Origin of the sequence: Pseudomonas sp. JV245A, from assembly GCF_032424515.1 — a bacterium.
In the GTDB taxonomy this organism is placed as follows: Bacteria; Pseudomonadota; Gammaproteobacteria; order Pseudomonadales; family Pseudomonadaceae; genus Aquipseudomonas; species Aquipseudomonas protegens.
The window spans coordinates 1-13,111 of sequence record NZ_VYKE01000043.1 but is presented as its reverse complement, the minus strand read 5'-3'; the positions used below and the strand labels follow the sequence as shown (position 1 = coordinate 13,111).

The 13,111-nt window shown below is 56.9% G+C and carries 13 protein-coding genes; 10 read left to right on the top strand and 3 right to left on the bottom strand.

Features of this window, described 5'->3' with window-relative positions; translation table 11 throughout:
- Positions 1-159 precede the first annotated feature (159 nt).
- The 5 genes from F6S12_RS14430 to F6S12_RS14410 all read left to right on the top strand — a co-directional run bounded on the left by F6S12_RS14430 (position 160) and on the right by F6S12_RS14410 (position 5,754).
- Positions 160-1,122, top strand: a complete 963-nt coding sequence (locus tag F6S12_RS14430) for a UDP-glucose 4-epimerase family protein (RefSeq protein ID WP_125063001.1) — start codon at positions 160-162, stop codon at positions 1,120-1,122.
- 88 nt (positions 1,123-1,210) lie between these two features.
- A complete protein-coding gene (locus F6S12_RS14425; RefSeq protein WP_125063002.1) occupies positions 1,211-2,230 on the top strand; it encodes an MraY family glycosyltransferase in 1,020 nt (339 codons plus the stop codon).
- Between the two features lie 92 nt (positions 2,231-2,322).
- A complete protein-coding gene (locus F6S12_RS14420; protein ID WP_125063003.1) occupies positions 2,323-4,317 on the top strand; it encodes a polysaccharide biosynthesis protein in 1,995 nt (664 codons plus the stop codon).
- A 111-nt stretch (positions 4,318-4,428) separates the two neighbouring features.
- The gene (locus tag F6S12_RS14415) at positions 4,429-4,758 is read left to right on the top strand and encodes a ComEA family DNA-binding protein (protein ID WP_125063004.1); all 330 of its coding nucleotides are present in this window, start codon (positions 4,429-4,431) and stop codon (positions 4,756-4,758) included.
- Between the two features lie 201 nt (positions 4,759-4,959).
- Entirely contained in the window at positions 4,960-5,754 is a 795-nt protein-coding gene (locus F6S12_RS14410; RefSeq protein ID WP_103289558.1) for an SDR family NAD(P)-dependent oxidoreductase, read from the top strand.
- 25 nt (positions 5,755-5,779) lie between these two features.
- Here F6S12_RS14410 and F6S12_RS14405 read toward each other — a convergent pair whose 3' ends face one another.
- A complete protein-coding gene (locus F6S12_RS14405; protein ID WP_072442838.1) occupies positions 5,780-6,340 on the bottom strand; it encodes a TetR/AcrR family transcriptional regulator in 561 nt (186 codons plus the stop codon).
- A 194-nt stretch (positions 6,341-6,534) separates the two neighbouring features.
- On the opposite strand from F6S12_RS14405, the gene F6S12_RS14400 reads away from it, so the two are divergent.
- Together F6S12_RS14400 and F6S12_RS14395 are read left to right on the top strand one after the other, a co-directional pair.
- Positions 6,535-7,188, top strand: coding sequence for a GntR family transcriptional regulator (locus tag F6S12_RS14400; RefSeq protein WP_041119412.1), 654 nt, complete (start codon positions 6,535-6,537; stop codon positions 7,186-7,188).
- A gap of 15 nt (positions 7,189-7,203) precedes the next feature.
- Positions 7,204-8,055 (top strand): urea carboxylase-associated family protein, encoded by an 852-nt coding sequence (locus F6S12_RS14395; protein WP_011062572.1) that lies wholly within the window; start codon positions 7,204-7,206, stop codon positions 8,053-8,055.
- Between the two features lie 44 nt (positions 8,056-8,099).
- Here the strand turns inward: F6S12_RS14395 and F6S12_RS14390 are convergent, their stop codons facing one another.
- Entirely contained in the window at positions 8,100-8,267 is a 168-nt protein-coding gene (locus tag F6S12_RS14390; RefSeq protein WP_011062571.1) for a DUF2897 family protein, read from the bottom strand.
- 132 nt (positions 8,268-8,399) lie between these two features.
- Entirely contained in the window at positions 8,400-9,764 is a 1,365-nt protein-coding gene (gene eat / locus F6S12_RS14385) for an ethanolamine permease (RefSeq protein ID WP_053159716.1), read from the bottom strand.
- A 342-nt stretch (positions 9,765-10,106) separates the two neighbouring features.
- On the opposite strand from eat, the gene kdpF reads away from it, so the two are divergent.
- From kdpF to F6S12_RS14370, 3 genes are all read left to right on the top strand, one after another.
- Entirely contained in the window at positions 10,107-10,196 is a 90-nt protein-coding gene (kdpF, locus tag F6S12_RS14380; protein ID WP_019092894.1) for a K(+)-transporting ATPase subunit F, read from the top strand.
- Between the two features lie 11 nt (positions 10,197-10,207).
- Entirely contained in the window at positions 10,208-11,902 is a 1,695-nt protein-coding gene (gene kdpA / locus F6S12_RS14375) for a potassium-transporting ATPase subunit KdpA (protein ID WP_161466124.1), read from the top strand.
- 10 nt (positions 11,903-11,912) lie between these two features.
- Positions 11,913-13,111 (top strand): HAD-IC family P-type ATPase (locus F6S12_RS14370; protein WP_315869013.1); only part of this gene is annotated, 1,199 nt, incomplete at its 3' end.

The following is a 13,111-nucleotide window of genomic DNA, read 5'->3' as shown; positions in this document are numbered from 1 at the left end:
TTACCTGGAGCAGTGTCTGCGGTATTCTGCGTTGCATTGAGGGTGGGATGTTTTTTTGATGGACAGTATGGCTCGGCAGGTTGTTGGCGGCGCATAATGTCATTTTCGAGTGTTTCAGATATTACTCTGTGGCGCCAGTTTTAGAAGGTACGGTAGATAATGGCCAGAATCCTTTTGACGGGAGCATCCGGTTTTGTAGGTGGCGCTGTTCATGAGTGTTTATCTAAGAGTTCACCCCATAAGTTAACTGTTGTGTTGCGAAAGCCCATTCCGGCCTTGGCAGCTACCACGTCTGTTACTCAGGTAGAACAGATTGATGGTATGACGGATTGGAGTTCGATACTGCTTGATTGCGATGTCGTAGTACATGCGGCTGCCCGTGTCCATGTAATGCATGAGTCCTCACTCGATCCTCTCGAGGCCTTCCGGAAGGTCAATGTGGAAGGGACGCTAAATTTGGCTCGCCAGGCAGCTCAGCGTGGTGTAGGTCGATTCATTTTTATCAGTTCCATCAAGGTTAATGGTGAGGGGACACTGCTCAATGTTCCTTACACTGCTGATGATGAGCCCGCCCCTACAGATCCTTACGGTATTTCCAAGATGGAAGCGGAAAAGGGCTTGATGATCATTGCCTCTCAAACAGGAATGGAAGTTGTAATTATTCGTCCAGTCCTTGTATACGGTCCTGGTGTTAGAGCAAACTTTTTCAATATGATGCGCTGGTTGTATAAGGGAGTGCCTTTACCTTTTGGGGCAATAGATAATCGTCGTAGTTTGGTGGCATTAGATAATTTGGTGGATCTGATTGTTACGTGTATTGATCATCCATTAGCTGCAAACCAGGTGTTTTTAGTTAGTGATGGTGAAGATCTTTCGACAACCGAACTGCTGAAAAGAACAGGGCGCGCATTGGGTAAACCTGCTCGCCTGCTGCCCATACCTAGTGGGATCCTGAGTTTTAGTGCTGCATTGATGGGCAAAACGCCTATTTCCCAACGACTGTGCGGTTCTCTTCAGGTTGATATATCCAAGAATCGCGAGCTATTGGGGTGGGTTCCTCCTCTGAGCGTAGATAAAGCACTTGATGCTACAGCGAAATACTTTATTGATAGTTGTGTTTGAGTTTTAATGTGTTTGAAGGGCTTTTTGGTTTGCGTGGCGTGGCTCTAATGGCTTTAAATTTTTCATGCGCTTTAAGGATTAAAGTTACATGGTGATTTTGTTTTTTATGTTAGTGGTAGCCGGTGTTTCGCTTCTACTAACTTGGGTATTGCGACGCTATGCTCTAGCTCGCAGCTTGATGGACGTTCCCAATAGTCGCAGCTCTCACTCGGTGCCTACCCCGAGAGGGGGAGGAGTTGCAATTGTCCTGAGTTTTCTGGCCGCTGCGCCTCTGTTGAGCGTGTTGGCTGATGTTCCTCCGCTGTCAATAGGCTCCTTATGGGGAGCAGGAGCACTGATAGCTGTAGTTGGTTTTTTAGATGATCATGGGCATATAGCGGCGCGTTGGAGGCTGCTCGCGCATTTTATAGCAGCGATCTGGGCGCTGAGCTGGCTAGGGGGATTGCCTGCGATTCATGTGTTTGGCTTTGATCTTAATCTTTCATGGCTTGGGCATATCTGCGCAATTTTCTACCTAGTCTGGATGCTCAATCTATACAACTTTATGGATGGTATCGATGGGATTGCCAGTGTTCAGGCAGTGAGTACATGTCTTGGTGCCTGCGTAATTTACTGGTTTGCTGATGCTCCATCATTGATTTGGCTGCCACTGTTATTGTCGATGGCAGTGCTGGGTTTTCTTTATTGGAACTTCCCTCCTGCACGTATTTTCATGGGGGACGCTGGCAGCGGTTTTCTTGGGCTTGTTCTGGGGGTTCTTTCCGTACAGGGAGCTTGGGCATCCTCGCACTTTCTTTGGGTGTGGTTGATTCTTCTTGGCGTCTTCATTGTTGATGCGACTTTTACTCTGATTCGGCGGTTAGTTCGCGGAGACAAGGTCTATGAAGCACATCGTAGTCATGCTTATCAGTTCGCCTCCCGCCAGTTTGGTCGGCATCTACCAGTGACCTTGGCGGTCTTGGGGATCAATACACTCTGGCTGCTGCCAATCGCCATAGGCGTGGGGCTGTTCGGGTTGGATGGTATTATTGGTCTGGTACTGGCTTACGCGCCGCTGGTTTTTCTTGCTTTCAGGTTTCGGGCGGGTGAGTTGGAGAAAACAGGCTGATACTGCCTAGTATTCGAGACTGCCAAATAGGGCGCTTTCCATCAGTATGCAACATAGATCGAGGCTGAAGGCCGAGGTTCGAAAAAGGAATTATGGATAAGATACGAACACTTCTGTTGAGGCTCCCGCGGCGGCAGAAGAGGGTGTTGCAGGTAGTCACCGATATTGTGCTGGTGTGGATCGCGCTGTGGATGGCTTTTGTCGTCAGGCTGGGTTTTGATGACCTGAACAATCCCTTTATTGTGCATTTCTGGCTATTCGCCAGCGCTCCGGTAGTGGCTATTCCGCTGTTCATTCGGTTCGGAATGTATCGCGCCGTCATGCGTTACTTCGGCAACGATGCCCTTATTGCTATCGTTAAGGCTGTAACCTTGTCGGCGCTGATTCTCGCTCTGATTGTCTATTTACATAGCAATCACCAGACCGTGGTGCCGCGCTCAATCGTATTCAACTATTGGTGGTTGAGTATGGTGATGATTGGCGGACTTAGGCTGGCGATGCGTCAGTACTTTCTTGGTGACTGGTTCACCACCGCCCAGCATGTACCCTTTACCAATCGTGATGATGGTTTGCCTAAGGTGGCTATCTACGGTGCTGGAGCGGCAGGCAATCAACTGGTGGCGGCGTTGCGATTGGGGCGGCTGATGCGTCCTGTGGCCTTTATCGATGATGACGGCAGTATTGCCGATCGGATGATCGCTGGGCTGCAGGTGTATAAACCCAAGCATTTGCAGCAAATGATTGATGACACGGGGGCAGAAGAGATTCTCCTGGCAATTCCCTCATCCAGTCGTAGCCGTCGAAGAGAGATTCTGGGGTATTTGGAAGGGTTCCCCTTACATGTACGAAGTGTTCCCGGTTTCATGGATCTGGCCAGTGGCCGAGTGAAAGTCGATGACATTCAAGAGGTGGACATAGCTGACCTGCTTGGGCGTGACGCGGTCCCGGCTCAAGTTGACCTGTTGGCGCACTGTATCAAGGGGCAGACAGTTCTGGTGACAGGTGCTGGAGGGTCTATTGGTTCTGAGCTTTGTCGGCAGATTCTGCTCCAGGGCCCTAGCACGCTAATATTGCTCGATCACAGTGAGTTCAATCTTTACAGTATCTTGTCCGAACTTGAGCAGCGTGTATCGAGAGAGTCTCGGCTTGTAAAACTATTGCCAATTCTTGGTTCGGTACGCAACTACGAAAAGTTGCTGTCAGTCATGAAAATCTGGAGCGTCGATACGGTTTATCACGCTGCTGCATATAAGCATGTTCCGATGGTAGAACATAATATCGCTGAAGGTGTACTTAATAATGTCATGGGGACGCTCAATACCGCGCAGGCCGCACTGCAATGTGGTGTAGCCAACTTTGTATTGATTTCTACGGATAAGGCGGTTCGCCCAACCAATGTCATGGGTAGCACCAAACGACTGGCGGAGCTTACGTTGCAGGCGTTGAGCAAGGAGCTGGCCCCGGTTCTGTTCGATGATTTGTCAAATGTGTCACGGGTTAATAAAACTCGTTTCACCATGGTCCGTTTCGGGAATGTACTGGGCTCTTCAGGTTCGGTTATTCCGCTATTCCATAAGCAGATCAAGTCTGGTGGCCCGTTGACGGTCACGCATCCAAAGATCACACGTTATTTCATGACCATCCCAGAGGCTGCCCAATTGGTCATTCAGGCAGGTTCGATGGGGCAGGGAGGGGACGTATTTGTATTGGATATGGGCGAGCCAGTCAGAATTGTCGAGCTGGCAGAAAAAATGATTCATCTTTCCGGGCTGAGTGTTCGCTCGGAGAAAAATCCTCATGGTGATATCGCGATTGAATTTACTGGCTTGCGGCCTGGTGAAAAGCTTTACGAAGAGTTGCTGATTGGAGACAACGTCGCCGCTACTCAGCACCCGATGATCATGAGTGCCAACGAGGATCATCTACCGTGGGAAACACTCAAGCTGAAGCTCGCTGAACTCCTTGCAGCCCTTGAGTTGGACGACTATGCAAGAGTTCGCCAGTTGCTTCGCGAGACCGTAAGTGGCTACACACCGGATGGTGAAATCGTCGACTGGGTCTATCAGCAGCGTCGTCTCAAACCTTGAATCTACATAAGCAGTAACTCTCTGGCTTTTGATTTGCTCGTGGCATCAACCTAGGTTTGGAAGGCAGCTTTGGAAAGCTGCTTTCCTTACTCGATGTCATGGAGCGTCACTATGCGTAACTCTTTTTTCACCTCATTGATCTTTGCTTTTCTCGCCAGCTTTGCACTTGTCACTCAAGCAGCGCCGGGTCCCCAGACCCAGCCCGGTTCTGCGCAAGTGGCGGAGCAGGCGCCGATTCAAGCGAGCAAGGTCAACCTCAATACGGCGGATGAGGCTGTGCTGCAACGCGAGCTTTATGGGGTGGGGGCTGCCAAGGCCAAGGCGATTGTCGCTTATCGGGAAGAAAATGGGCCCTTTGCTTCGGTGGACGAGTTGCTGGAGGTCAAGGGGATTGGCAGGGCAATTCTGGAACGAAATCTGGATAAGCTCGAAGTCAATTGAGTTCTCCCGCATAACGTTTGAAGGCCGGTCTCTGACCGGCCTTTTGTATTTCATGAGTGGGGTAGCTGACAGTGAATCTCTATCGCCTGGATTGATTATTTTCATGATGGCTCGAAAATATTATGGAAATAATATTTTTGGGCGCCAAATGTTTCTGGCCGAAGGCGCTCATTACTTTCATGCATTGTCAGGAGTCCAGCTATGAGTTCGATTCAATCCCAAGGTACAGCATTGGTCACTGGGGCCTCATCCGGTATTGGAGCGGTTTATGCCGAGCGACTGGCGGCGCGAGGTTTTGATTTGTTGCTGGTTGCTCGGGATGAGGGACGTTTGAAGGTGGCAGCCAATGCGTTGAGCGATAAATATAACGTGCAAGTGGAGGTGTTGAAGGCGGATTTGACGCTCAAGAAGGACTTACTGAATGTCGAGCAACGTTTGCGCGACGACTCCCGTATCAGCTTGCTGCTGAACAATGCGGGAGTAGCTGCCAACGGGGCTTTGGCTGGCGCCGACCTGGATCAGATGGAGCACATGATTCAGCTCAATGTAGTGGCACTGACCCGGCTGGCCGGGGTGGCTGCAACGAGTTTCTCTGCGACTGGGCGTGGGGCGATTATCAATATTGCCTCGGTGGTGGCCTTGATTCCTGAGCGTTTCAACGCGACTTATAGTGCAACCAAGGCATATGTACTCAGTTTGACTCAGTCGCTGCAGGCTGAGTTGAAGGGCAGCGGGGTTCGTGTACAGGCTGTCTTGCCGGGTGTCACTCGTACCGAAATCTGGGAGCGTTCAGGGCTCGATGCCAAGGCCATTCCGGCGGAAATGGTGATGGAGGTACAGGAGATGGTCGATGCGGCGTTGAGCGGCTTGGATCAGGGTGAGTTGATTACATTGCCTTCGCTACCCGATCCTGCGGATTGGCAGGCTTTGGTGGCGGCGCGCTTGGCTCTTGGCCCCAATCTGTCCAGGAGCAGTGCGGCCGCTCGCTATAAATAAGAAGAGTAGGTTGGAGCGGATCGCTTCAGCGCCGCTCCTGTTCCTTCAGGCCCTCGCGAACCACCTCCAGTATCCGAGTTCCCAACTCCGGGTTTTCCACGCTACGAGAAAGCATGAGTGCACCGACCAAGGTGGACATGAGCATCAGGCTTCGCTCGGCTTTCTGTTCGCCTTCCAGCACCGATTCTAGTTGTTCCAGCCTGGTGTTGAGCACCTCATCTGTAGTCGCACTGGGTTGCCCGCGCTGGCCGAGTTCCGAGCTCATGGTCGGTAGCGGGCAGCCTTGATGAGGGGACTTCTGGTGCCACTCGCAGAGGTAGTTATCGATAAAGGCTGGCAGTGGATGCTCTTGTGCGAACAGTGCAGCGCAATGGGCGTCCAGCTCTTGGGCGGCGGCGCGCAGGGCTTCTTCTACCAGTTCATCCTTGGACTTGAAGTGGGAATAGAAGCCGCCATGGGTCAACCCCAGGGCTTTCATCAGGGGCTGTAGACCTGTTGCACCTATCCCGTCACGCCGAAAACGTTCTGAAGCTTCCTTGATAATGCGTTGATGAGTCTGGGCTTTATGGTCTGGCGAGTAACGCATTTGAGAAACCTCCGCAACTAGAAGGCCATTTTAACCAAGGATTATCAGATCATGCCCCTACTTCTAGGCAGGGATTGTCAGCGTTGACAGCTTCCCGACAGCTTTTCGTGAGGGCATAAGGGGGGTGATTGAAGTTGGCACGATAAGTGATTACCTGCTGTTCATGAATTGTTGAACAATCGTGAGGTGCCCCCATGAGCGACGGACTATCCCTGGCGGACCACATTACTGTGGAACTGCGGGCTGACATCATCGGTGGTCGTTTATTGCCCGGAATGGCGCTGGTGGAAAGCGAGCTGGTCAGTGCCTATAACGCCTCACGCAATACCATCCGTGAAGCCCTGCACCGCCTGGGGCAGGAAGGGCTGACCTGGTACGTGCGGCACAAAGGCGTGGTGGTCCGTCGCCTTGGTGCTGATGACGTGCGGGATCTGTTCCGAGTGCGCCGTACCCTGGAGTTGCAGGCCATCGCCAATGCTCGCCCGCTACGCGAGTACCAGTCCGATCGCATGCTCGATGCCATCGAAGCGGCGGAGCTTGCCCGGGAGCGCGAGGACTGGCGCGCCGTGGGAACCCATGGCCTGCGTTTTCACCAGCATGTGGTGGGGTTGCTGGGCTCGCCACTATTCGATGAGTTCTTCACCAACGTGGTGGCGCAGTTGCGCCTGGTGTTTTGTACGGCGCCGGATGAGGCGCGGTTTCAGGCGCCCTGGCTGGTCCGTGACCGACAGATCCATGAATGGCTTCTGGAGGGTGACAAGGCGGCCGCCATCGAGGCCATGGAGTTGTACCTGGACGACTCGGAGCGCCTGCTGTTGGACATGCTCGACCAATCCCTGTGTCACTGAATGAGGGCGATACCCATGTACAAAGACTATCCAGCGGCTTATCAGGTCAGCAAAGGTTCGGCGCTACAGGTGGACAAGGCGTTTTACGAACGCATTCGGCACAATCAGGGCCAACGCCATCTGATCGAGCAGTTCGAGGTTCCGATCCGTACCGGACGCGCCTGGAAGGTGCCCGCCGGGCACGTATTTCGGGTGACCACCCCGGTAGGGCCGCAGGTGGGCGACTTCAACGTATGGAATGCCAACGATCCGCGTGAGCGCCTCTGGGCTGCGCGCACCCGGCAGTTGCAGGGGGCGCATGTCAGTACCCACGACCGGCTCTGGTCGAACCTGCCTTTTCTGCGGCCGCTGGTGACCATCACCGATGACAGCCTGGCCCATTACGGCATCGACGAGCATGGTGGCCGCCTGCACGATCTACTGGGCACCCGTTGCGACCCCTATGTGAATCGCATGCTTACCGGCGAGGACTTTCACCATCACTGCCATTCCAACCTGACGCGGGCAGTGCTGCCTCATGGCCTGACCGAGTTCGATGTGCATGATGTGTTGAACATCTTCCAGTGCACGGGCCTGAACCATGACGACATGTACTTCATGAAGGCCTGCCCGGCGCAGAAGGGGGATTATCTGGAGTTCTTCGCCGAAATCGACCTGCTCTGTGCATTGTCGACCTGTCCGGGCGGAGATCTGTCCTTGCCGATGTGGGGGCCTGAAGCCCAGGACCCGTTAAGCGTGTGCCGTCCACTGGGAGTGGAAATCTATCGTCTGGACGAATCGCTGCTCGAAGGCTGGAGCCAGCCGCAACGTGCAGCCTATAAGGGCCAGCACGGGTTGCACATTGCCAAGGCCGAATGGGAGCGCTGAGCTTCCAGGCAGCCCCTGCACGTTAGGGTGAAGGGGCTGTAGGCTTAACGATCCTGCGCTTCCTTGGCATCCATTTGTGCGTTGCGCTCGGCCACGCGCTTGCGTTGCTCATCGGTCAGCTCGACCTTGTTGGCGGTGTCGCGCAGCATCATCAAGCCGCCAACGATAGAACCGATAGCAACCACCAGAATCAACCAGGCATACCAGGGCATAGGGCTCTCCTTAATGGGCAGTAGCCCGCAGGCGAAGGTTCGCCTTCGGGCCTGCCTATAACGCTTTGAGTTAAAGCGCTTCGCAGTGGTTCCATTGTATGCCTGATCCGCCTGGTGCGAGCAGAGCGCGGTTCAACGGCCGGTGAGCATGGCGTCCACCGGCGCGTCGGCCCGCAGTTGCCCGGTCAGCAGGAAGTAGATGAAGCCCAGGGCCATGAACATCAGAAATATCAGGCCGATCAGGGCATTGAACCAGGCCATGGCCACCAGGCAGACCGCGGCCAGTGCCAGGGCGATGGCCGGCACCAGCGGGTAGCCCGGGGCGCGGAAGCTGCGTGGCAGATTCGGTTCCGCCCTGCGCAGTTTGAACAGGCTGAGCATGCTCATGATGTACATCACGATGGCACCGAACACCGCCATGGTGATCATGGCGGCAGTGAGGGTCATGCCGCCAAGGTTGATCAGGCCATCGCTGTAGATGGCGGCGATGCCGATCAGGCCGCCGGCGATGATCGCCCGATGTGGCGTCTGAAAGCGCGACAGCCTGGCCAGGGAGGCAGGCAGGTAACCGGCCCGGGCCAGGGCGAAGAACTGGCGCGAGTAGCCGAGAATGATCCCGTGGAAACTTGCCACCAGGCCGAACAGGCCGATCCATACCAGCATGTGCAGCCAGCCGGAACTGTCACCCACAACGGTCTTCATCGCCTGGGGCAGCGGGTCGTTGATGTTCGACAAGCTGCGCCAGTCCCCCACGCCGCCGGCGAAGAACATCACCCCCATGGCCAGCAGCACCAGGGTCAGGATGCCGCTGATATAGGCTTTGGGAATGGTGCGCTTGGGGTCCTTGGCTTCTTCGGCAGCCATGGCCGCGCCTTCGATGGCCAGGAAGAACCAGATGGCGAAGGGAATGGCGGCGAACATCCCGGCAATTGCCGGGGCGCCGAAGGCGTCGGCGCCTGCCCAGCCGTTGAGGGCGAAGTTGCTGAAGCTGAAGGCCGGGGCCACCACGCCCATGAACACCAGGAGTTCGGCCACCGCCAGCACGCAGACCACCAGTTCAAAGGTGGCTGCCAGTTTCACCCCGAGAATGTTCAGGCCCATGAATACGATGTAGGCGCCAACCGCGGCATGTTTCGGATCCAGGGCCGGGAATTGCACGTTCAGGTAAGCGCCGATGGCCAGGGCGATGGCGGGAGGGGCGAAGACGAATTCGATCAGGGTGGCCAGCCCCGCGATCAAGCCGCCTTTTTCACCAAAGGCGCGACGGCTGTAGGCAAACGGGCCGCCCGCGTGGGGAATCGCCGTGGTCAGCTCGGTGAAACTGAATATAAAGCAGGTATACATGGTCGCCACCATCAGCGAGGTCACGAGAAACCCCAGGGTTCCTGCCACGCCCCAGCCATAGCTCCAGCCGAAGTACTCCCCGGAAATCACCAGTCCGACTGCGATGCCCCATAAATGCAGCGTGCCCAAGGTGGGCTTGAGTTGTGTGCTCATCGGTTGCTCCCTGAACGATTAGGACGTGCTCGCGGCTGTTCTGTGCAGTGCCCATGCCAGTTCCTGGAACACCGTCGTAAAGCACGAAAAGCTGTCGTATCGAGGATGTTTCGCCGATTTTTAGCACTATTGACCTTCAGTGCATGGGGGCGTGATGCCTCGCATCGGGGCAGCCGCGCTCCAGAGGCGAGCGATGCGCTTCATCGCCCCTCGTAAAGGCTGGATGACGCCAGTCTTTACGCTTTCTTTATGCGCTGCCCGCCCCGTCGATCTCGTTCCTTTACAGGCACCCTGCGGACAATGTCTGCATTCGCGGCAATCGCCGTACCACGGAGACATTCAATGAACATTCTGGACGCGGTGTCGCTGCTGCTGGCAGTGGGCCTGTTCATTTATCTATTGGTTGCGCTGCTGCGCGCGGATCGGAACTAGGAGCTGCGGTTATGCACAGTTATGACTATTGGCTGATCCTCGCCTTCTTCGCTCTGGTGCTGTTGCCCGCACCTTGGCTGGGGCGCTTCTACTACCGGGTGATGGAGGGCCAGCGCACCTGGCTGACCCCGGTTCTGGGCCCGGTGGAGCGTGTCTGCTATCGAATCTCCGGGGTCGATCCACAGGTTGAGCAGAGCTGGCAGAAATACACCCTGGCTCTGCTGGCCTTCAACCTGGCCGGGTTTGTCCTGCTGTTTGCCATCTTGCTGTTTCAGGATCACCTGCCGCTCAATCCGCAGCATCTTCCGGGGCAGGAATGGACGCTGGCGTTCAACACCGCAGTCAGTTTCATGACCAACACCAACTGGCAGTCCTACAGCGGCGAAGCCTCCCTGAGCTACCTCAGCCAGATGGTCGGCCTTACCGTGCAGAACTTCGTCAGCGCTGCCACCGGGCTGGCGGTGCTGGTTGCCTTGTGCCGTGGCATTGGCCGGCGTTCGGTGCGCACCCTGGGCAACTTCTGGGTCGATATGACCCGCGCCACCCTCTACGGCCTGCTGCCGCTGTGCCTGCTGCTGGCGCTGTTCCTGGTCTGGCAGGGCGTACCCCAGACCTTTGCCCATTACGTGGATGCCCTGACCCTGCAGGGCAATGACCAGGTCATTCCGCTGGGCCCGGCCGCCAGTCAGATTGCCATCAAACAGTTGGGCACCAACGGTGGCGGTTTCTTCGGCGTCAACTCGGCGCACCCGTTCGAGAACCCCACGGCCTGGAGCAATCTGTTCGAACTGGTATCGATCATCCTGATTCCGGTGGCCCTGGTGTTCACCTTCGGCCATTACGTCAAGGACCTGCGTCAGAGCCGGGCGATCATCGCCTGCATGTTCGCCTTGTTCCTGATCGGCGGTGCTACCTCGCTGTGGGCGGAGTATCAACCCAACCCGGCGTTGCAGAACGCAGCGGTAGAGCAGGCTGCGCCCCTGGAAGGCAAGGAGGTCCGCTTCGGCACCACTGCCACGGTGCTCTGGTCGGTGACCACCACTGCGGCCTCCAACGGTTCGGTGAATGGCATGCACGACAGCCTCAACCCGCTGAGCGGCATGGTGGCGCTGATCAACATGATGGTCGGCGAAGTGATCTTCGGCGGCGTCGGTGCGGGCCTCTACGGCATGTTGCTGAACGTGTTGATCGCAGTGTTCCTGGCCGGGCTGATGATCGGTCGCACCCCGGAATACCTGGGCAAGAAGCTACAGGCCAAGGAGGTGCAGTTGCTGGTAGTGACCCTGATGGTGATGCCCATCGGCGTCCTGGTGCTGGGCGCCCTGGCCGCCAGCTTGCCGGGGCCGGCAGCAGCCATCAGCAACCCGGGGCCCCATGGCTTCAGTCAACTGCTCTACGCCTACACCTCGGCCAGCGCCAACAACGGCTCGGCGTTCGGTGGCTTCAGCGCCAATACCCCGTTCCATAACCTGATGCTGGGCCTGGGCATGCTGATCGGTCGCTTCGGCTACATCCTGCCGGTGCTGGCCCTGGCCGGCAGCCTGGCGATGAAGAAGACCGCACCCATCGGCCAGAACAGTTTTCCCACCCATGGCCCGCTGTTCGTGGCCTTGCTGACCGTGACCATCTTGCTGGTGGGCGGCCTGACCTTCCTGCCGACCCTGGCGCTGGGCCCAATCGCCGAACACCTGAGCATGGGCTTCTGAGGACCTGATGATGAATATGCATGTTCCTGCCTCGAACAAAGCCGCCGATGCGCTCGCCAAGAGCCAGCCGGCCGAGGCCGAAGTGGCGAGTACCGCAATCTCGGCCCTGTGGCGCCCGGCGCTGATCCAGGCTTTCGTCAAGCTTGACCCGCGCCAGTTGCAGCGCTCGCCAGTGATGCTGGTGGTGGAACTGACAGCGATCCTGACCACCGTGCTGTGTTTCATTTCGGACACCGCAGTGCCGACCTTCGTCGCCGCCCAGATTGCTCTCTGGCTGTGGTTCACGGTGCTCTTTGCCAACTTCGCCGAGGCCCTGGCGGAAGGCCGCGGCAAGGCTCGTGCCGACAGCCTCAAGGCCGGTAGCGAGGGCTTGAGCGCCCGCCGCCGGGCCAGCGACGGCAGCTATCAGCTGGTGCCGGCGGTCAATCTGCGCAAAGGCGACGTGGTACGGGTCGAAGCCGGCGAAATGATTCCCGGCGATGGCGAGGTGATCGAAGGTATCGCCGCGGTCAACGAAGCGGCAATCACCGGTGAATCGGCTCCGGTGATCCGGGAATCCGGCGGTGACCGTTCGGCGGTGACCGGCAATACCCGGCTGGTCTCCGACTGGCTGCTGGTGCGCATTACCAGCAACCCCGGCGAGTCGACTCTGGACCGCATGATCGCTCTGGTGGAAGGCGCCAAGCGGCAGAAGACACCGAACGAAGTGGCCCTGGATATCCTGCTGATCGGCCTGACCCTGATCTTCCTGCTGGTGGTGGTGACTCTGCAGCCCTTCGCCCACTTTGCCAATGGCAGCCTGCCGCTGGTGTTCCTGGTGGCGCTGCTGGTGACCCTGATCCCCACCACCATCGGCGGCCTGCTCTCGGCCATCGGGATCGCCGGGATGGACCGCCTGGTGCGCTTGAACGTGATCGCCAAGTCCGGGCGTGCGGTGGAGGCGGCGGGTGACGTGCACGTGTTGCTGCTGGACAAGACCGGCACCATCACTTTCGGTAACCGCCGTTGCAGCGCCATCTACCCGGCGCCGGGCGTCAGTGCCCAGGTACTGGCCGAAGCGGCTTTGATGGCCTCCCTGGCGGACGACACCGCCGAAGGCAAGTCCATCGTCGAGTACCTGCGGGAGCTTTATCCACAGCCCGAGCCGGGCAGCGATCTGCTGACGGCAGTGCCTTTCAGCGCTGAAACCCGGCTGTCCGGGGTCGATTA

Bases quoted from the DNA above. Each gene is read 5' to 3' on its own strand.
- F6S12_RS14430 (WP_125063001.1), top strand. From the start codon at position 160: ATGGCCAGAATCCTTTTGACGGGAGCATCCGGTTTTGTAGGTGGCGCT.
- F6S12_RS14425 (WP_125063002.1), top strand. From the start codon at position 1,211: ATGGTGATTTTGTTTTTTATGTTAGTGGTAGCCGGTGTTTCGCTTCTA.
- F6S12_RS14420 (WP_125063003.1), top strand. From the start codon at position 2,323: ATGGATAAGATACGAACACTTCTGTTGAGGCTCCCGCGGCGGCAGAAG.
- F6S12_RS14415 (WP_125063004.1), top strand. From the start codon at position 4,429: ATGCGTAACTCTTTTTTCACCTCATTGATCTTTGCTTTTCTCGCCAGC.
- F6S12_RS14410 (WP_103289558.1), top strand. From the start codon at position 4,960: ATGAGTTCGATTCAATCCCAAGGTACAGCATTGGTCACTGGGGCCTCA.
- F6S12_RS14405 (WP_072442838.1), bottom strand. From the start codon at position 6,340: ATGCGTTACTCGCCAGACCATAAAGCCCAGACTCATCAACGCATTATC.
- F6S12_RS14400 (WP_041119412.1), top strand. From the start codon at position 6,535: ATGAGCGACGGACTATCCCTGGCGGACCACATTACTGTGGAACTGCGG.
- F6S12_RS14395 (WP_011062572.1), top strand. From the start codon at position 7,204: ATGTACAAAGACTATCCAGCGGCTTATCAGGTCAGCAAAGGTTCGGCG.
- F6S12_RS14390 (WP_011062571.1), bottom strand. From the start codon at position 8,267: ATGCCCTGGTATGCCTGGTTGATTCTGGTGGTTGCTATCGGTTCTATC.
- eat (WP_053159716.1), bottom strand. From the start codon at position 9,764: ATGAGCACACAACTCAAGCCCACCTTGGGCACGCTGCATTTATGGGGC.
- kdpF (WP_019092894.1), top strand. From the start codon at position 10,107: ATGAACATTCTGGACGCGGTGTCGCTGCTGCTGGCAGTGGGCCTGTTC.
- kdpA (WP_161466124.1), top strand. From the start codon at position 10,208: ATGCACAGTTATGACTATTGGCTGATCCTCGCCTTCTTCGCTCTGGTG.